The sequence below is a fragment of the Rickettsia endosymbiont of Polydrusus tereticollis genome (genome assembly GCF_964026385.1).
In the GTDB taxonomy this organism is placed as follows: domain Bacteria; phylum Pseudomonadota; class Alphaproteobacteria; order Rickettsiales; family Rickettsiaceae; genus Rickettsia.
On sequence record NZ_OZ032142.1, the window covers coordinates 1,722,509 to 1,739,946 of the forward strand.

Consider the following 17,438-nt stretch of genomic DNA (forward strand, 5'->3'; position numbering starts at 1 on the left):
TACCTCCATATCTTTATGCAACAAGTTATGCTTATTAATATGAGTGTCACATAAATTCTATAACAATACAACTTAATTTTTTAAGAAAAAATAGTATTTACTAAAATTAAGAAAACAAAATCACTATCTACTGAAAAGATAAAAATAGCTCATTATTAAAACTATTTACTATTAACTGTTAGTAAATTCAGCAACATTTTCTTCTCCCATTACTAATACTGAAAAATCTAATGAATCACTATCATCTTGTAGATCTTCATGGTGATCACTATCACTAGAGTTATAAAATAGAGACTCTTTATATGATTTCTGAGTATTAGCAATCATATTACCTAATTTATTTGACATTACTTGATCTATTTTGTGTAAAAGTTTTCCTCCTTTAGCATCACCAAGTATATTACATAATAGTTTTTCTAGCGATTGCCTATCATATTGCTTGTAAAAATTAAATGCTTGTAAAGAAATTGAAACATTATCACTTGAACAACTATCACCTTCTCCTTTATGGGAGGCTAGTTTCTTATCATCACATAACACGCTCTCTAATTTTTGCAGTACATCTTGGTCTAGTTTTTCTAAAAACTTCTTAGTAGGTTTCTTAACAGTAGTTTTAATAGAGCTTAAAAGTTTTTGTAATAACTTTCCTTCATTTTGAGTGTATAAACTGTAACAAACATTATTTCCTTCTTGGCACGTTAGAGTAAATAATTTAGTATGAAAACTATCCATTGGATCAAGGATTTTATGAACAGGTTCTAATACCCCAATTTTTATAAGATCACCTAACATACTAGATGTTGTTTCTACAGTATCGTGAAAATGTTGTTGATGATTTTCATAACCTGGTAAATTCCATAGCCAAGTTAAGAAATGTACTGCTTGGTCAAATACAGCCCTAGGACCAGAAACTATACTCTCACATGTGTTCCAAGTTAACTTCTCATACTCTTTTTCAGGCAAATCACTTGGATTTAAATGTTTAATTACTTTTTCTATATGTTTATAAAAATGATCTGGCCTTAAATTACCCATCACATGAGAATAACTATCATAATAATCACTATTCTTTATCAAATCCTTTCTTATAAGCTTCCTAAAGATATCTGGTTGTCCATAAGAATCTAATTGATCAACACAAAAAGCTACAATATAAGAATTACTAGGTGCATAACTACTATTTTTAGTTTTTATTGCTGCCTCTATTAGAATTTCAGGATCTTTATTAGGTAGTTTATTCCAGAAAAACTCTACTGCTTCCTTGCTGCCACGCTCTACTGCACAATCAATCCCATATCTATACAAGACTTGCTTATCTTCTATATTACCTGCTAGTTTCTTAAACTTATTAACCATCTCTGGATCAGGGTTTTCAACATTAATAACATTTGCATGATAATACCAAAAAATTTTCAGATTTGGTAATTTAGTAGCACTACGTATATATTCTTCTATAGGATATCCTTCTTTTTTACTTTCCTCAAATATATTATTAATCTCATCTTCTAAACAAAACTGACAAGCAATATGGTATAACTCAAAACCCTCCAACTTTTCACCATCTAACATTTTAGATGTCATTAATTTTTTTGCAACAGTAGTTCTATTAAGCTCAAGATTATTCCAACATTCACTATCAGATAATATGTTATAGATAGTTTCAACCATATAATCACTTGGGTGTTTTATCTGTTTATTAAGAAAACGTGTATGATATTCAAACCATTTTTTAATTTCAAAACGTTTTACATCACAATGTGGATCATCCTCTGCTACAGAACTTGCTAAAAACCTTTCGACTATAGTCCACTTCTGATATTCACTATTACTAGGAATAAGTGCATCTGCTTCAGCTAATTTACTTTTGAATTTTTGAAACTTTGCATCAAATTCTTTATCATACTTATCATCAGCTTTAGCTATTGCAAATTCCCATGCTTCATGCGATATCTGTTTGGCTTCTTTATATAACTTACTTGCAGCTTGCTCTTTTTTCAAATCTTCTATACTTATTCTCTTCATTATATCCTCTTAGATAATGTTGCTGAATATTAATTTTCTTTATTTTTTAAATTTTATCTGTGCTTACTTAGTCATAAATAATATTATACACCAGCTTTGTTAATAAAAATTATATCAGTTAAAGTCACATACCTTTGATAATTTATTATTTACTCCTTCAGAACTTTTTAAACATATATAATAAAATCATAAAAAATATATTTTGGAAACAAAATAATTATGAGTTTTGCAAAATAAAATTAGATTAACGCAGACAATGGGACTGTTGCGAGATGAATTTTTTGTTTAAAATTTTCTAATTTTAGAACGAAAGTATCAGGATTTTAGGGTATATACTTCTTTTACCTGAAGAATTGGTAGTATTAGATATTAATTATCCATAAGAACATTGATTATTCGCTCATCTAAATATTCATTTTCCAACTTTTCAAGTTAAAGAAGTATATATTTATAATTTTATCAAAAATTTTTCATCTCGCAGACTCACCATAATTTGGTATTTCTTCTATAGATATATTGCTATTATCGAAGTTGAAGCTCTGTACTAGATCTTTAATAATTTTTGTTTGTTCATCTGATAAATTTGATATGTTTAAATTTGATGTTTTCAACTTTTTTGAAGATGATCTATGTTCAGATGACTTACGTTTATTAGGCTGTTGATTAGGTATATGATCTACATTCATAGGGCTATTATCATTTGCTTCTTTAACATCTACTGTTATTTTCATCATTTTCAGCTTCTCATCATTGATTCCACAATCTTATGATATGTTTGCATAAAGTACTATCCTGTGGTGTTTTTTGTACAATTAGTCGTTCAAACATTTTATATACCCATATTAATTCTATTATAGTACAATGACATAAGAATTTTTAGTAGGAGCTTCACTGTTAGAAGGAAATATGTAACATTTTTATCATTTTATTAACGATAAGTTAAAATTGATAATATATGTAGAAGATTTAAAAAGTTTGTTTTTTTCATAAGCTATTATCATCATAACTATATTCTACAAATTGAAAATTGAACTCATTAGATAATCTGCGAATTACATAACCATATTTGCCACTTATCCAATCTCTCATAAAATTAGTAGGAGCTTTTAAGATTAAAGTTTTAGTATCTAGATTTTCCTCTGCTATAAGTTTAGAGAACCAAGCTTTATCTATATCTAATCCTAGCTCCTCTATTAATCCTTTTCTAATCTTATACCAAGAACTATTCTTATCTACTGCTCTTAATGGATATTGGTTTGTCTCATCGCTACTTTTATCTTTTGATTCCCGCAAGCTTAAGTTGTTACGTTTAAATGAATTAAAGATAGAATTATTTTTGTTTGTTTCTGATATACTATTGAATTTATCGTTAATTTCATTTGGATTTATGATCTGAATATCAATATCGTTTCCATAAACTGATTTGATAGCATTTTTAAGTATTTCTTCTTTTCTTGTTGTAAGGACTATTTTGTTACGGAATTCGATACTAAAGACACTGTCACAATAACTAAAATAGCTATTTATTAGTATTTCATAAGCTTTTTTATTTTCAAGTAAACCAGCTATTTTACGTTTGAGTTGCATTTCATAACTTGTGTCATAACTATTTTCTACTTCAGTTAGGAATCTTTCTATAGTTTTAAGATCAGGCTCATTATTGTTTTTTGTTGCATTATTATTCAAATTATAACTAAGTCTGAATGTTTCGTGGTTAACAAGTGGTCCTTGATGTAATTCATATTTAAAAGCTTTGGTCATGTATTTTTTCATATGATTTTTCGTGGCGAATTTATTCTCTGGGAATTTTGAGATAAGCTTCAGCATGAGCTGATTGGCAAAATTGGTAGAGAATTCCCTACCAGAATCCCAATTAATAGAACATACTTCTCCTTTGGTTAGGGGATAGTAACATTTCAGGGTTTTATTTTGATCGTAACGTTTTACCTTATTTGCCTTTGCATTACTTTCTACAGCGGTTTTTTTTATTGTGGTGTTTGTTTCTGTACGTATTGCCGTGTCTCTTGTTTTGTCTGTAGCATTACAGAAAACTCTGTTTCTTTTATTCCTTTCTTTTGTTATATCATCATTGATGGTTCTAGAACCAAGCTCAGAGTGAATGTTGGATGAAGAAGGTGAAGTATCTATAACATCCTTAATAGAATTTTTATAAAATTTAGATGGAAATGAGCAAAGCTCATTTTCTAAATGCCAAATATTTGATGTTTGCTCTAACGTTGGTGGACTATCAAGATTATTTTCATTAGTTTGCTCATTTATATAATCTATATTTTTAATACTAATTCTTTTTTCTTTATTCTTTATTATTATGGCGTACAAATTTGCACTACTAGGCTTACAAATTTGCACTCCCGTCTCAGAAGCTGTATAAGTATAAGGTTTTTCAGTAGATTTTTTAGAATCTGCAGCTTCAATTTGGCAATTAGGTATTACAAGTGGATTAATAGAGATAGTAAATATAGATTTATCATATCTATTGCTATCGATATCATCTGAATTTGTATATTTGTGTTCTGCTGTTATAAAAAAATCAGGAGCTTGGTTTTTGATATATTGCAATATGTTAAATAGAGTACGTTTACTGATATTATTTTTTTGTATTAATTCGCGAGATGTAGCAGCAAAAGATAAATTACCATTAATCCTATAATTCTTATAAGCAGTAATTACACAGTTAAAGAAGAAGAGCTTATATTTATTTGACATTGGATTATCAAATAAAGATTTAGCAAATTCTATGGTAATAGGTACATAAAGTTTAGTGCGCAGGATATGCTCAAGATTAGATTCATTAGCAAGTCTGCTACTATCTCCGTTATGCTTATCAGGTTCATATTTAATGTACTCATATAGATCATCAGGCAGCATTGGGATTATTTCATTTATTTTATCTGTGCCTTTTTTGGTCTTGCCTCTAGTAACTTGCAAAAGTCCTATCTGTTCAAGTTTTTTTGTTATCCTTAAAGCAATACTACGCATATTGCTTTTATTCTTGGACTTGTATCCAAGAAGTCCTGCTATTTTCTCTGAAGAATAGATGATCGATTCTTTACCTTTGCTTAAGGTTGACTGATATAAAGCTAACACTTGAGAGAAAAATACTATGTCCCGAGGTGAGAGTTCTTTGGAGTATTGCCTTAAGATCACTTCAAATAAACAAGGAATTATAGAGATATATTGTTTATTATTATCAGGAGTTTCTTTCCTATTTTGATTTAAAGAGCTGAATAATTCAGGATCATTTGGTAAAATAGGTAGTTGAGTTTGTAATAAGTTCATTATTTGAACTCCTTGTTAAAATTGTTAAAGAACTCATCCAATCCCTCTTCCTCATCCCAAGCTTTTCTGATCTCTAAATTAGCTAAAAGGAGTCCAATATCTTTTTTCATCTCCATTTGTGTTTTAGCAATCATTCTTAAATAAGTTTCAAAGCGTCTATTATTGTTAGCAGTACTAGTCATGGAGGACATCATCATACCTGATAATGCACGGATACTGCTTTCTATATTCTGTAACTTGGTGTTGATTTCAGGAAGACTCATATTAATACCCTCCTGCAGCTTGAAACTGCGAAGAATGGCTCAAGCAAACGAACCGACAAATGAAAGGCACTAATTGTAAGCAACAGTGTAATCTAGATGTAAAAGATGCTAGATTGTTAGAATTTTGCTTGAATAGATGATTTGTTGAGAATTTGGTATGTTCAAAAGATAACAGGGACTTGATTTTGTGAAGGATATATGTTAGATTCATGGTACGATACCTTTGCTTAAGGTTAGTTACAGATCCAGCAAGTACATTAAACCGGCAAAAGTTAGATAGCACTTGCTAGGATCATTTAGTTATTTAGATTGATATTTCACATTACATCTAGTATTAATCTATTGCATTTAATATGTAGTGTCAATACAAAATAATCTACGGCAGATTATCCCCGACTTTATCCTTTATAGAATTATATAATTTTTCAATCTCGGGATAATCTATAGATAATAAATCCTTTTCTTTTTTAATAGATTCTATACCCCTAAACAGTAAATAATTGAGTATTACTAAGTCAAGTCCACGGCATATATGTTTTATTTCATCTTCTATTCCTTTTAAGATAGCAAAATTTTTAGCTACATAAGGGTAATTTTTTCTGTTTAATCTGCCATTTACAAATAAAATTGGTTGTAAGGAAGAGTTAGCCTTATGTTCTATTGGATTATCAATTTCTTTTTGTGCAGCTTTTAGTCTTTCTGCAATATTCAATGTACTAATTATACCTCTGTTTGACATAAGCTCCTCGTATTTGTGTTAAGAGACTGTGATAACATTATAAAATATAGACCCCGAAATCCTGATACTTTCGTTCTCAAATTAGAAAATTTGAAACAAAACATTCGTTTTGTAACAGTTTCATTAAGTACTGTATAATACAATAATATACACATTTGTACAATATAATTATACCTTTAATCGCTTTTGGGCTGTATTCTCCGCTGCTTGTGACATAATATAAAGGGAGGATTACTGGATGACCGCATATATAACTACATAAGCGGTTATTAATGAGAAATTAGTCAGGACAAAGAATATAATAAACTGCATACATTAGGATTATCAGTTATTTTTCTTCTAAAATACCTTGTTGTCCGCAGCGGGGATGTTTTTTACTTTGCTTATCAACTCTTTTATAAGAGAAGAATATTGTAGATGATTATTGCAAAAAGGTTTGTACTCTCCTATCCATTGTCCTTTTTTCTGGCATTCTATCATATCTACGCTATTACTTATATCTGTTTCAAAATATAAGTTTGTTTCAGCAAGCTGTTTTAATAATTCTTTAGTAGATTTGGTATTTTTTGTTGTTCTACTTGCTAAAAATGAATATGGCTTGTTAGCCATTATTGCTACAGATGCTGATTGGTTCAATGAATTTTTATCTAGTTCAGAAACGGAGCATGGTATTATAATGAAATCAGAGAGAATTGCAGCTTTTAGTGATGCAGCCTGCATATTGGGTGGAGTATCTATTATTATAAAATCATACTCTAAACTTAATTTATGCAGCGTGTCTTTGGGATTATCTTCGTATAATGGTATCACATGTTCTCTTAAAGAATTTCCTAAGTCAGACCAATATATAGCATCCGGCTTATCTTTGTCCATGTCGCATAGTACCACTTTGTATCTACATTCTAGTAAGGCACCAAGAAGATTAATACTAGTAGTAGTTTTAGTTGCTCCACCCTTAGTTTGTATAACGGATACTATATAAGCCATAATTTTGCTTTATGTTACTAGTTTATATTGTGTTGTATTGTACAGACTTGTACATAATGCTACAAACTTATTAATTATTAATACTGTTTTCTGAAGAAATCCTGTTAATCATTTCATCAATAGATATTTTAAAATAATCTGCTACAGCAATAATGACTGGTGTAGTTAATGTCCTTGTTGCAGTAGTATCTGTAATAAATTGTTGAATTACTGAGTTATGAAAACCAAGATCGCAAGATAATGTATAAGGATTTAAACTGTGCTTCTCAATATTCAAACATAAAAAATTATGTATCTCTTGATTATAATTTTCTAATACATAATTAACATTATAATATTCATTATTATTGATGTAATTTGTACGGTTCAGGATTTCATCTATAGGGCTATAAAAATAGCTAGCTATTTTTATAATAGTATCAAATTTAGTGTTATTACGTTTGCTATTTAGTATACAACATACAGTGTTATAACTAATATTACTTTCTTTTGCAAAATTCTTACTACTAATTTTATGTAATTTGAATTTTTTCTCTAAAAACTTTTTTACATTAAACGCAATATTCATACATTCTCCAGAGTAGATTTAAAAATAATCTGCCATGGATTATTTTTGTATTGACACTACATATTAAATACAATAGATTAATACTAGATGTAATGTGAAATATCAATCTAAATAACTAAATGATCCTAGCAAGTGCTATCTAACTTTTGCCGGTTTAATGTACTTGCTGGATCTGTAACTAACCTTAAGCAAAGGTATCGTACCATGAATCTAACATATCTTGATAATATTCGCAATAAACTAGTAGCATCTGTACAAAACAATACTACTCAATATTGCACTAATTTTTCCAATCACAAATCATTAAAATCACGTCTCAAGCAAGTTGCTACAGTGTCATTAATATTTTTATCAATGGTAACAGGAGAAGTATTTGCAGGAGACAAGTTACCGAAAAGCAAAGCCTCAGCAGGTAGGAAGAAAGAAGCTACATTTGAAACAATTAGCTTAAGTAACGCATTACCGGATGTGGTTCCTAGTTTTCCTCTGCCTGATCTAGTACCATCAAATCCGCCAGTACCATCAATGCCACCTGTTGCCCCAGAAATACTGTGTTTACTTGGGAGTGCTAGCAGTAATGCTCCAAAGCAAAAGACAGGCTTTATGCGAATAATAAGGTAAGGAGATTGAACAATGTTATACAAAATAATACTAGCCTTACTAATGAGTTTAGAGTTGGTAGTTGTATTGATATCCCTAAAATATTTACACCGGAGCAATGTGATTAGTAAAGAATTTGCAGCAATTTTTGACAGTAGCAGAGAAGAGGTAAAGAAATTATTTCAGGAGATTAAGGAATTATCAGAGATAAGTAGTAAGAAGGAGAATTATATCTTGCATATGAAGTTTCATGCAGAGGAGACACAAATGTATGTAAGGTTGATATATAAGGAGTTACAAAAGGAGGGTAATAAGTGTTTATTAAAGAAGTTAGATGTTTAGCCTAAGACAGAATATCAAAATAAGTAAGATCAGTTAACAAGTAATAAAATTATAAGAATAAGAAGTTTGGTTTAAGGATGAGGTAAAATATGCAGAATCAAAGAGGCAATATCAACCCAAGAATAATTGATGGGATTAGTCAGGGAATTCAAAGCTTATTGCAAGAACACGCACAATGTCAGGAGCAAAATATGGGACTTGTTATATGCAGTAAGTTAATAAATTTAATGCCGGATAATGGTTATGTTTATTACTATCGAGGATATTTATTAGATGATTTGGGGAGATATAAGGAGGCATTAGAGTCGTTTAATAAAGCGATTGCAATAGATGCAACTAATGCAGATTTTTATAGTGGACGAGGTGATATTTTATCTACCATGAGAAGGCTTGAGGAAGCTGTGATGTCGTATGATATATCAATAGCCCTTGATGCGAGTAATGCGAAGGTTTTGCACTATCGTGGTTTAGCTTTGTATGATCTAGGAAGATATAAGGAAGCATTAAAAGATTTTGTACAAGCAATTAAGTTAGAACCTAGTGAGGAAGTATATTATGTTAATCGAGATTTAGCTATTCAAACGATAATGCAAATTGCCTATTAAATAGTTCTGTTTTGTGGTTTTTTAGGAATTTTAGAGGTAACTTGCTCAATATCTGCATTAGATTTGGGATATGATTTGAGTAGATCAGAAACTTGTTTGGGTGATTCTATATTTTGCAGGGTATTTTGTGCGGAATCAGCTATAGTTTAGGACTATAGCAAGTATCGAATTAGGTTTTTCTGGATATTCTGCCAATCATTTCATCAACTGAGATTGCAAAATAGTCAGCAAGAGCTACGATAGGAGCAGTACCTAAGTTTGACTGTATATTTTTACGATTTTGGTTCACAAAATTATCAATAACGGCAGCACTAAAGCCGATATTAAGGCCTAATTTATAGGCAGGTAAATTATGTTGTTGCATTTTATGACAAATAAAGTTTCTTAAATTTGTATTGTAATCATCAATAGTTAAATTTTGAAATTGTATTATTTCATTAAATTTTTTAAGTACATATTTTTTCCTTCCTACCATTTCATCAATAGAGCAATTAAGGTAATTAGCAATTTTCAGTAAAGAATTAAGAGCAGGATTAGTTTGTGTAGCATTTATAAGATTAATAAGTGAGGTATAGGGTAATCCACATTCTTGAGCAAAAGCTTTACGTGTTAATTTAAGTTGAAAAAGTTTTTTATATAAGAATTGTTGTATTTTTTTAGGTAAGGTCATGATAGTTTAATTTAATTAACAATGATTATTAATATAATAGATATTACTATTGACATTAGTAAATATATATATCTAACATATTAATACTTATTAAATTAATAAAATACAATTAAAAGAGGATAATCTATGTGTGTAAAGCTAAAAAAAGAAAATAATAGAGCATTATGTAGCGAGGAAAGAACAACGAAAATAGCAAAATATATAATATTGGTAGGTTTTATAGCATTAGTTTCTTTTGATGCAAATGCAGCATGGGATTTAAGTAAGCAGCTTGGGGATAGTATAGTAACTCCTGTAGCTAAAGCATTTAAAGACTGGGTTTCTGTTATTATCGGGATGGCAGCAGGAGGAGGTCTTGCTCTTGGAACGCAAGGAGATTTAAGAGAAAGATCAAAAGTAGCCGGCATTGGTTTTTTAGGCGGTTACGGTGTAATTGAGGTGATCAAAGCCATGAGCGGCATATAGAGATAGTATGACAATATCAGGAGCATAGAGATATGGAAAAAGTAAGATTTAATGAATGCTTAAATAAAGAGATACGATTTTTCAACATCTCGATTGGAGTAATTCTTGGTAGTTGTGTGACAGGTATTGCTGTTTGGGCGTTAAAGAATTTACTTTTTGGTGCGGCGGCGAGCGTTGTTGGTGCAGTTATCGGGAGTTTTTTGATGAAGGAGTATATGGGGGGCAATATCCAAAAGAATTTATATTGGAAGTGGCTAGGAGTAAGTTTTGTGCTTGGGGGGCATATACCTTCATCATACCAGCGAAGAATATTTTAAATAACAAATAGTATCCGCAAAAAATAAGAAACAAAAAACATAATGCAAGAAAAAATATTAAGTGATCAAGTGAAGATATTAACTAAGCAAAGAGGTTTATTTTTAATCTTAACCTTGATGCTTAGTTTCATTTGTTGTGGTTTAACATTGAAGCTAATCACTACCCGGGATAAGACAATATTAGTACCGGGACTTGCTCAAGAAGTATGGCTCGGAGAAGGCAAAGTATCAGAGAGTTATATAGAGGAGATAAGTTTAATGTATCTATCAATGCTACTTGATTTAAATAAAGATGTCATAGGTTATAAGGAAGCATTAATCAGCAAATATATAAGTCATAGTAGTGCCAAATATATGAAAGCGATTAGACAGTATTTTTCGCATGCGAAGGAGCAATATAAGAAGTTTGGTTTATCTACATATTTTTCGGTTAAATCTTTAGCAGTTAATTCATCAGAAAACAGTGTAATTGCCAAAGGCGTATTAACTACAAAGTTTGGGGATCATGGCCTTGATATAAAAGAGGCATCATATTTTATGAGCTTTGATTTAGCAGGCAGTAGGCTGAGATTAAAGGAGTTTCATCATATTGAAAGCGAGGCAGATATTAAGAAAAAAGAAGAAGAATTAAAGGCTGAAGAGGATAATATGCAGAAAATAGAGGAGCAACTAAATAAGAGAAGAGGGGGTGATGAGAATAATTAAGGTAGTAGTATTTAGTATATATGCATTCATTATTTTAATAAGCCAAGGCTCATTTGCAGAGCAGATATATTGTTATAAGCAAGGACAAAAAATCAAAGCGGTCGTTAGCAAAGATCATTTAAATAGAATATGGTTTTCAGGCAAAGCTATTATTGAAGTAATAGGCGATAGTACAAAATACAAGATACTGCAAGACGCATCTTCTATGAATTTGTTTGTCACTCCACTGGCAGCGATTGGTGAAGATATAGAGATGGCTGTCATAGAAGCTGGCGGCCGTACGATTGATTTAAGTTTAAGGGTATCAGATAGTTCAGGTCAGCTAATTTTTATAGAAGAGAAGAAAGATTGTTATTCTAAGAGTACAGATAAGGGGGAAATAGCAAGATTAATGCGATATATGCATTCAGGCAAGGTCGATAAATACATTGTAAATATCAATAAGAGACAAATTCATACATTAGAGTCCCAAGGACTAAAAATAAGACAAGATTTTTCTTATAGATATGGTCCTTATGTAGGAGCCAAATTAACTATAGCTAACATGAGGTGGTACCCTTTGTCTAGACAAATTTTTTAAATTTTAGAGGTGTAATTCTCCTGTATTAATGTATTGGTTTTTCAAAGTAAAGTTTGCATTTTCTATGTCATATAGCCTCTTGATAATTTTCTAGTTTTTCTGCAAAATGTATCATTTCAGGTGTCTTATATTCAAGCGATTGATGAGGTCTTTGCTGATTATAAAATTCTATATAATCTCTGATAGCTATCTTTGCTTCACGTACTGTTTCAAGATCAAAACGATAAATCTTCTCTTGTTTCAAAGATCGCCAAAAACGTTCAATAAATACATTATCTAAGGCTCTGCCTTTGCCGTCCATACTAATAGCTATGCCTTGTTGCTCAAGTATTTGAGTAAAATCTTTTGATGTAAATTGTACTCCTTGATCCGTATTAAAAATGTCAGGCTTGCCATGTATAGATATTGCTTCATTTAGAGCTTCAATACAAAAATCATTTTCTAAACTAATCGACACCCGCCAACTCAAAATATAACGACTATACCAATCCATTATAGCAACCAAATATACAAAACCTTGCTTTAATCTTATGTAAGTAATATCTGCACAGTAAACTTGATTGGAGCAAACCACCTCTATATTATTTAATAGATATGGGTATACTTTATGAGCCTGATTCCTACGGCTTAAATTAATCTTTGGGTATACTGCTTCAATACCAAGTATTTTATAATATTTTCTTATCATCTTACGACTAACATTTAACCCTTCGGATTTTAGGACATGAGACATTCTTCTAGTACCATAATAGGGATGCTCTGTAAAAATCTCATCAATTCTGTTCAGTACTCTATACTCCTTATCATCTAAGGTATTCCTAGCTCGGTAGTAGTAACTTGAGCGGTTTAAATCTAAAAGTTTGCATTGTCTTGCTATGGTTAAATTTGAAGCATAACTTATCATTTTTTTCCTAACCTCTAAATCCAAAGATACTAGATTTTTTTTTAAGCCAGTCTCTTTCAACTGTTAACTGGCCTATTTGCTCAAATAATGATTTAATTAAATCTTCTTGGCCGGTATCTTGTTGTTTAGATTTCGATTTAAATCCAGAAACCATAAAATCTAAAGCTTCTTTCTTCCATTTATAAATCTGATTAGCGTGAACACCATATTTGCTGGTAATTTGAGCTATAGTCATTTCTCCAGATATTGCTTCAATTGCTATTTTTGCTTTTTCTTCTGCACTATATTTTTTAACTTGTTTTTTCATTTTTTGCTCCTTTTCCTAGGAGATATTATACCTACTTTTCTCTATTTTCTTGTCTAGTTTTTGGGTACCATTATAACATCTCTGCAGGAATATTTAAAAAGGGCAAAAATATAGAGCTTACTGATTGTATTTTAAAGCAGATATTCGAAGGCGAGAATGTAATGATCAGGAAGGATTGTAGCATATTACGCCCAGGGCGTAATTGCGGTGTATTGGTAGCCTTGAAGGAGGTGGAGCGTGATTAATTTAAAAGAAATATTTAAAAATATCAAAAAAAATAGAACGGTTGCCGTAGCGTCTGAAGGTGAGGCAATTGAAAGCACAACTGTTGCTACGTTTCGGAAAGCACAGGAAAGGAGATGGTTATATGTCTGTCTGTGTATTTTAGGAGTGCTTGGCATTGCTATTAAGTTACAAGGCGGAAGTAGTGGTAAGATTAAGCATGAGGAAAAAGTGACTGACGAAAGAGGTAATATAGCATTATCATTTGATAATACGGACGGGAATAAAATATGGCAGAATCATTTTGAAGACAAGCTCCGTAATAGTCAGCATGAGCTGCAAGAGAAAGTAGAAAGTTTAATACGTGAAATGCAGGCGAAAGAAGCAGAGGAGAGAAAACATCGGGAGCAAGAACTGCAAAAAATGGCTGAGCAATTAAAATTTGCCCAGGATGAATTAAAAAGTGCGGCACTTGAGTTAAAAAGAGTCAGTGATATGCAAGAAAGTAATAGATATGAACAAGAAGCAGTAATTAGAGGAGGAGAGATCAATTCAATAAAATTTGGCAGTAATGTGCAGTGGGATAAACCAAAAAATATACGCGAGTGATGTGGCTATAGTATTCCGGACAGTTAGTATGAGACAATATTAACAGAAAGGAAATACAGTATGACAAAAACAAAAATGTATTCTAGTGAATTTAAAGAATCAGCAGTTAAATTGGCAACTGAATCGAAGCGACCTGTTATTCAGACTGCAAAAGAATTAGGTATCAGTAAGAATACTTTATATAGTTGGATAGATAAATATTCTAAACAATTTGAAGAATCAATAACAAGAACAGATGAACATCTGTATGATGAATTAAAAAGATTAAAGAAAGAGCTGGTGATAGTAACACAGGAGCGTGATATACTAAAAAAGGCTGCAGCGTACTTTGCAAAAGAGTCCCTGTAAGGTATGCATGGATAAAGAAGCATCAAGATGATTTCTCAATTGCAATTATGTGCAAATGTATGAAGGTATCACGTAGCGGTTATTATGAGTGGTTAAATAACCCTGGATGCAATAGGGATAAAGAAAATAGAGAATTAACCTGTAAGGTTAGAGCTATTTTTCAGGAAGGTAGACGAAATTATGGATCTAGACCCATTAAAAAGGCTTTGTTGAGGCAAGGCATAATTGTTAGTCGTAGGAGAATTACAAGACTAATGAATGAAGCTGGCTTAGTATGTAAAACTAAGTATAAATTTAAAGCAACTACTGATTCTAAGCATAATAAGCAAGTTGCTCCTAATTTATTGGATAGACAGTTTAAAGTTTCTAATGTTAATTGTTATTGGGTTGGTGATATCACCTATATCCCAACTGGAGAAGGATGGTTATATTTAGCAACAGTTATTGATCTATTTTCTAGAAAAGTAATAGGCTGGTCAATGAATAGTAATATGAAAGCTGATTTAGTTAATAATGCTTTGCTAATGGCAATATGGCAACGTAAACCACCTAAAAAGCTTATTTGGCATACTGATAGAGGTAGCCAATATTGTTCTGATAGTCATTTAAAACTTATAAAACAACATGGTATTATACAGAGTATGAGTCGTAAAGGAAATTGCTGGGATAATGCTGTTGCTGAAAGCTTTTTTCATACTATAAAAACAGAATTAATTTATCAACATAAATTTAAAACTAGGGAGGAAGCAAAACATGCTATATTTGAATATATAGAGGTATTTTATAATCGTATAAGAATGCATTCTGCTAACGATTATCTATCACCAGTACAATACGAAAAAATACAAAAATGTGCGTAAAAAACTGTCCGGAAAACTGTTGACAGATCACGAGTTTGTGCCAGAGACTAGTTTTGTGAGCGGTTATACTTTAGGCGGAATTGTGACTTCTACTGGGATTAATACGGCAAGTGAGAATGCAACGCCGGTAGTAATAAGATTAAGCAGTAGAGGCAACTTACCAAAAAACATCAATGTAGATATTAGCAAATGTAGAATACAAGGTAGTAGTTACGGGGATATCTCTAGTGAGAGAGTTATTATTCGGGCTGAGAAATTAATTTGTATTGATCCAAAAACGGAATTAGTCACTACAAGTGACGTAATAGGGGTTGTGCATGGTGATGATGGTATGAACGGTATTAAAGGCAAGGTAATTGCCACAAGCAATAGACATATCAAAAATGCCTTTATCGGTAGTATGTTAAGCGGTCTTGCATCAAGTAGTAAAGGAGTTGAAGGGTTAACACTTACGTCTCTTGGTGCGGTAAACACAAAACGTCAAGGTTTTAAAGATTTAACAGGTCAGGGATTGTTAACCCGGATATTGCATGAAGTGAGATTTAAAGTAAGAAATTGAGTAATTTATAATATTAGCAATGATACTTTTGTAAAAATTTTGCCAAAAAGTGCTTTGAAGCCGTTATTTTCAAATTTTAGATGTAATGCCCCTTACCCCATTTTTTCTAAGCACCGGGAACAGTGCTAATCTAGGTTATTCTAATGCTAATTTCTTCATCACATGATTCCATACCTGTCGGTAAGGATATGATGAAGATAACAAAAACTTAATACGCCTAGTATTACGGATAATTACTACCCCAATTTTTAATAATTTTAAACGTATTGTACCTATTTGTGCTTTTGCTAATGCACTACCTTGTAATAAATTACCTCTGATATATTCTACTAAAGTGTATGCAAGACCCGATAAAATCATTCTGAGCTGATTAGCCCACCATCTATGACAAGAAGTACGATCTGCAAATAATTCTAGTTGTTGCTCTTTTATACGGTTTTCCATATCACCACGACCACAGTAAACTTTGTCGTATAAATCTTCAGGTTTATCTGATAAATTAGTTACTATATACCTTGGATTTTCTCCAAGCATTGTCATTTCTGCCTTACCAATTATTCTACGTTCATGACTCCAACTACCAGCCTTATATGGAAACTCACTAAAAAGACGTTGCTTTTCTTGGGTTATAATAAATGCTGCTTTTGACTTCTCCATTGTAGGTTTCAGTAACTCATTTAGTCTGTTATTTTGGGGCATTCCTACAATATATTTTATATTATGAATATCACACCAATCAAACATCTGATGACGACAAAATCCACTATCACCACGAAAAATAATCTTTACCTCTGGCCAAGCTTGGCGAAAACGTTTTACTAACAATGATAATATTGCCCAAGAATGTTTTGCTTGATCCTGCTTTGACGTCCTAAGATAACTAACTAACAGATGCTTTCCACAAAAAACATACAAAGGTAAAAAGCAATTATGACCGTAATAACCATGATAAAACTTACCTTCCTGTTGCCCATGAATTTCATCATCCGTAGCATCAAAATCAAGTATTAGCTGCTTTGGTACTATTTTATGAGACTTAATAAATTTATCAAGCATTAGTTCATGCACTTTAATTGCAAAGTGTCTATCAGCATTGTTTTCTATACGACATAAGGTAGAACTACTTGCCATATCATCAATTGTTTCCATAGCTGTTTGCATAGCAGGACATTTTCGTAGATAATTGTGGTCATTTAAATCTTCATAACCTAATGCAATACCATAAATTCGTTGCCTCAGCATTGTTGCCATATTATGGGTAATTTTACTACCATCTCGTCTATCAGGAAATATTTTAGCAAGCTCCTCTGTTATACCAAGCCTTTTATCTGCTTCTCTTAATAACAACACACCTCCATCGCTACTAATATCACCTCCAGTGAAATTTATCTCTATTGTCCGATTTTTTACTTTGGAAAACTGGTAACTATATGCTATACAATTTGTCATGACAAAATCCTTTGTAT

Annotated in this window: 21 protein-coding genes; 10 read left to right on the top strand and 11 right to left on the bottom strand. The window is 31.4% G+C overall.

Annotation, left to right across the window (positions count from 1 at the left end; all coding sequences use genetic code 11):
- Positions 1-171: 171 nt before the first annotated feature.
- The 7 genes from AAGD48_RS08305 to AAGD48_RS08335 all read right to left on the bottom strand — a co-directional run bounded on the left by AAGD48_RS08305 (position 172) and on the right by AAGD48_RS08335 (position 7,879).
- Positions 172-2,022, bottom strand: coding sequence for a hypothetical protein (locus AAGD48_RS08305; RefSeq protein ID WP_341789707.1), 1,851 nt, complete (start codon positions 2,020-2,022; stop codon positions 172-174).
- 470 nt (positions 2,023-2,492) lie between these two features.
- Complete coding sequence (locus AAGD48_RS08310; RefSeq protein WP_341789708.1) at positions 2,493-2,753, bottom strand: hypothetical protein; 261 nt, start codon at positions 2,751-2,753, stop codon at positions 2,493-2,495.
- A 253-nt stretch (positions 2,754-3,006) separates the two neighbouring features.
- Positions 3,007-5,322, bottom strand: a complete 2,316-nt coding sequence (locus AAGD48_RS08315; RefSeq protein WP_341789709.1) for a DnaA N-terminal domain-containing protein — start codon at positions 5,320-5,322, stop codon at positions 3,007-3,009.
- The gene (locus AAGD48_RS08320; RefSeq protein ID WP_341789710.1) at positions 5,322-5,585 is read right to left on the bottom strand and encodes a hypothetical protein; all 264 of its coding nucleotides are present in this window, start codon (positions 5,583-5,585) and stop codon (positions 5,322-5,324) included. Before AAGD48_RS08320 ends, AAGD48_RS08315 begins: the two co-directional genes overlap by 1 nt.
- A gap of 376 nt (positions 5,586-5,961) precedes the next feature.
- Positions 5,962-6,324: a hypothetical protein gene (locus tag AAGD48_RS08325; protein WP_341789711.1), complete on the bottom strand. Its 363-nt coding sequence runs from the start codon at positions 6,322-6,324 to the stop codon at positions 5,962-5,964.
- 339 nt (positions 6,325-6,663) lie between these two features.
- Positions 6,664-7,311: a ParA family protein gene (locus AAGD48_RS08330; RefSeq protein WP_341789712.1), complete on the bottom strand. Its 648-nt coding sequence runs from the start codon at positions 7,309-7,311 to the stop codon at positions 6,664-6,666.
- Between the two features lie 70 nt (positions 7,312-7,381).
- A complete protein-coding gene (locus AAGD48_RS08335) occupies positions 7,382-7,879 on the bottom strand; it encodes a hypothetical protein (protein ID WP_341789713.1) in 498 nt (165 codons plus the stop codon).
- Between the two features lie 204 nt (positions 7,880-8,083).
- On the opposite strand from AAGD48_RS08335, the gene AAGD48_RS08340 reads away from it, so the two are divergent.
- The 3 genes from AAGD48_RS08340 to AAGD48_RS08350 all read left to right on the top strand — a co-directional run bounded on the left by AAGD48_RS08340 (position 8,084) and on the right by AAGD48_RS08350 (position 9,426).
- The gene (locus AAGD48_RS08340) at positions 8,084-8,500 is read left to right on the top strand and encodes a hypothetical protein (protein WP_341789714.1); all 417 of its coding nucleotides are present in this window, start codon (positions 8,084-8,086) and stop codon (positions 8,498-8,500) included.
- Positions 8,501-8,599: 99 nt separating this feature from the next.
- Positions 8,600-8,821, top strand: coding sequence for a hypothetical protein (locus tag AAGD48_RS08345; protein WP_341789715.1), 222 nt, complete (start codon positions 8,600-8,602; stop codon positions 8,819-8,821).
- A gap of 89 nt (positions 8,822-8,910) precedes the next feature.
- Positions 8,911-9,426, top strand: coding sequence for a tetratricopeptide repeat protein (locus AAGD48_RS08350; protein ID WP_341789716.1), 516 nt, complete (start codon positions 8,911-8,913; stop codon positions 9,424-9,426).
- 169 nt (positions 9,427-9,595) lie between these two features.
- Here AAGD48_RS08350 and AAGD48_RS08355 read toward each other — a convergent pair whose 3' ends face one another.
- The gene (locus tag AAGD48_RS08355) at positions 9,596-10,096 is read right to left on the bottom strand and encodes a helix-turn-helix transcriptional regulator (RefSeq protein WP_341789717.1); all 501 of its coding nucleotides are present in this window, start codon (positions 10,094-10,096) and stop codon (positions 9,596-9,598) included.
- Between the two features lie 126 nt (positions 10,097-10,222).
- Here AAGD48_RS08355 and AAGD48_RS08360 point away from each other — a divergent pair, with 126 nt between their 5' ends.
- From AAGD48_RS08360 to AAGD48_RS08375, 4 genes are read left to right on the top strand one after another with little or no spacing between them, the layout of a single operon-like run.
- Entirely contained in the window at positions 10,223-10,561 is a 339-nt protein-coding gene (locus AAGD48_RS08360) for a hypothetical protein (RefSeq protein WP_341789718.1), read from the top strand.
- 32 nt (positions 10,562-10,593) lie between these two features.
- On the top strand, positions 10,594-10,878 hold the full coding sequence (locus tag AAGD48_RS08365) for a hypothetical protein (RefSeq protein ID WP_341789719.1): 285 nt from the start codon (positions 10,594-10,596) through the stop codon (positions 10,876-10,878).
- A 42-nt stretch (positions 10,879-10,920) separates the two neighbouring features.
- A complete protein-coding gene (locus AAGD48_RS08370) occupies positions 10,921-11,583 on the top strand; it encodes a TraE/TraK family type IV conjugative transfer system protein (protein WP_341789720.1) in 663 nt (220 codons plus the stop codon).
- The gene (locus AAGD48_RS08375) at positions 11,570-12,163 is read left to right on the top strand and encodes a type-F conjugative transfer system secretin TraK (protein ID WP_341789721.1); all 594 of its coding nucleotides are present in this window, start codon (positions 11,570-11,572) and stop codon (positions 12,161-12,163) included. The genes AAGD48_RS08370 and AAGD48_RS08375 overlap by 14 nt, the downstream gene beginning before the upstream one ends.
- 67 nt (positions 12,164-12,230) lie before the next feature.
- On the opposite strand, the gene AAGD48_RS08380 is transcribed toward AAGD48_RS08375, so the two are convergent.
- Together AAGD48_RS08380 and AAGD48_RS08385 are read right to left on the bottom strand one after the other, a co-directional pair.
- Complete coding sequence (locus AAGD48_RS08380; protein ID WP_341789327.1) at positions 12,231-13,067, bottom strand: IS3 family transposase; 837 nt, start codon at positions 13,065-13,067, stop codon at positions 12,231-12,233.
- 7 nt (positions 13,068-13,074) lie between these two features.
- Entirely contained in the window at positions 13,075-13,374 is a 300-nt protein-coding gene (locus AAGD48_RS08385; protein ID WP_045812944.1) for a transposase, read from the bottom strand.
- A gap of 237 nt (positions 13,375-13,611) precedes the next feature.
- On the opposite strand from AAGD48_RS08385, the gene AAGD48_RS08390 reads away from it, so the two are divergent.
- The 3 genes from AAGD48_RS08390 (at position 13,612) to AAGD48_RS08400 (ending at position 15,972) form a co-directional block, all read left to right on the top strand.
- Complete coding sequence (locus AAGD48_RS08390) at positions 13,612-14,205, top strand: hypothetical protein (RefSeq protein WP_341789722.1); 594 nt, start codon at positions 13,612-13,614, stop codon at positions 14,203-14,205.
- A 60-nt stretch (positions 14,206-14,265) separates the two neighbouring features.
- Positions 14,266-15,413 (top strand): IS3 family transposase gene (locus tag AAGD48_RS08395; RefSeq protein ID WP_410526007.1). Its coding sequence is split into 2 segments (ribosomal slippage): positions 14,266-14,512 and positions 14,512-15,413, totalling 1,149 coding nucleotides; the frame shifts between segments, so codons are not numbered across the junction.
- 19 nt (positions 15,414-15,432) lie between these two features.
- Positions 15,433-15,972, top strand: a complete 540-nt coding sequence (locus AAGD48_RS08400; protein ID WP_341789691.1) for a TraB/VirB10 family protein — start codon at positions 15,433-15,435, stop codon at positions 15,970-15,972.
- 135 nt (positions 15,973-16,107) lie between these two features.
- On the opposite strand, the gene AAGD48_RS08405 is transcribed toward AAGD48_RS08400, so the two are convergent.
- The gene (locus tag AAGD48_RS08405; RefSeq protein WP_341789277.1) at positions 16,108-17,421 is read right to left on the bottom strand and encodes an IS1380 family transposase; all 1,314 of its coding nucleotides are present in this window, start codon (positions 17,419-17,421) and stop codon (positions 16,108-16,110) included.
- Positions 17,422-17,438 lie beyond the last annotated feature (17 nt).

Excerpts from the sequence above, each read along its gene's own strand:
- AAGD48_RS08305 (WP_341789707.1), bottom strand. The coding sequence starts at position 2,022 with ATGAAGAGAATAAGTATAGAAGATTTGAAAAAAGAGCAAGCTGCAAGT.
- AAGD48_RS08355 (WP_341789717.1), bottom strand. The coding sequence starts at position 10,096 with ATGACCTTACCTAAAAAAATACAACAATTCTTATATAAAAAACTTTTT.
- AAGD48_RS08310 (WP_341789708.1), bottom strand. The coding sequence starts at position 2,753 with ATGAAAATAACAGTAGATGTTAAAGAAGCAAATGATAATAGCCCTATG.
- AAGD48_RS08405 (WP_341789277.1), bottom strand. The coding sequence starts at position 17,421 with ATGACAAATTGTATAGCATATAGTTACCAGTTTTCCAAAGTAAAAAAT.
- AAGD48_RS08325 (WP_341789711.1), bottom strand. The coding sequence starts at position 6,324 with ATGTCAAACAGAGGTATAATTAGTACATTGAATATTGCAGAAAGACTA.
- AAGD48_RS08385 (WP_045812944.1), bottom strand. The coding sequence starts at position 13,374 with ATGAAAAAACAAGTTAAAAAATATAGTGCAGAAGAAAAAGCAAAAATA.
- AAGD48_RS08375 (WP_341789721.1), top strand. The coding sequence starts at position 11,570 with ATGAGAATAATTAAGGTAGTAGTATTTAGTATATATGCATTCATTATT.
- AAGD48_RS08315 (WP_341789709.1), bottom strand. The coding sequence starts at position 5,322 with ATGAACTTATTACAAACTCAACTACCTATTTTACCAAATGATCCTGAA.
- AAGD48_RS08330 (WP_341789712.1), bottom strand. The coding sequence starts at position 7,311 with ATGGCTTATATAGTATCCGTTATACAAACTAAGGGTGGAGCAACTAAA.
- AAGD48_RS08340 (WP_341789714.1), top strand. The coding sequence starts at position 8,084 with ATGAATCTAACATATCTTGATAATATTCGCAATAAACTAGTAGCATCT.
- AAGD48_RS08370 (WP_341789720.1), top strand. The coding sequence starts at position 10,921 with ATGCAAGAAAAAATATTAAGTGATCAAGTGAAGATATTAACTAAGCAA.
- AAGD48_RS08360 (WP_341789718.1), top strand. The coding sequence starts at position 10,223 with ATGTGTGTAAAGCTAAAAAAAGAAAATAATAGAGCATTATGTAGCGAG.
- AAGD48_RS08320 (WP_341789710.1), bottom strand. The coding sequence starts at position 5,585 with ATGAGTCTTCCTGAAATCAACACCAAGTTACAGAATATAGAAAGCAGT.
- AAGD48_RS08350 (WP_341789716.1), top strand. The coding sequence starts at position 8,911 with ATGCAGAATCAAAGAGGCAATATCAACCCAAGAATAATTGATGGGATT.
- AAGD48_RS08365 (WP_341789719.1), top strand. The coding sequence starts at position 10,594 with ATGGAAAAAGTAAGATTTAATGAATGCTTAAATAAAGAGATACGATTT.
- AAGD48_RS08380 (WP_341789327.1), bottom strand. The coding sequence starts at position 13,067 with ATGATAAGTTATGCTTCAAATTTAACCATAGCAAGACAATGCAAACTT.
- AAGD48_RS08335 (WP_341789713.1), bottom strand. The coding sequence starts at position 7,879 with ATGAATATTGCGTTTAATGTAAAAAAGTTTTTAGAGAAAAAATTCAAA.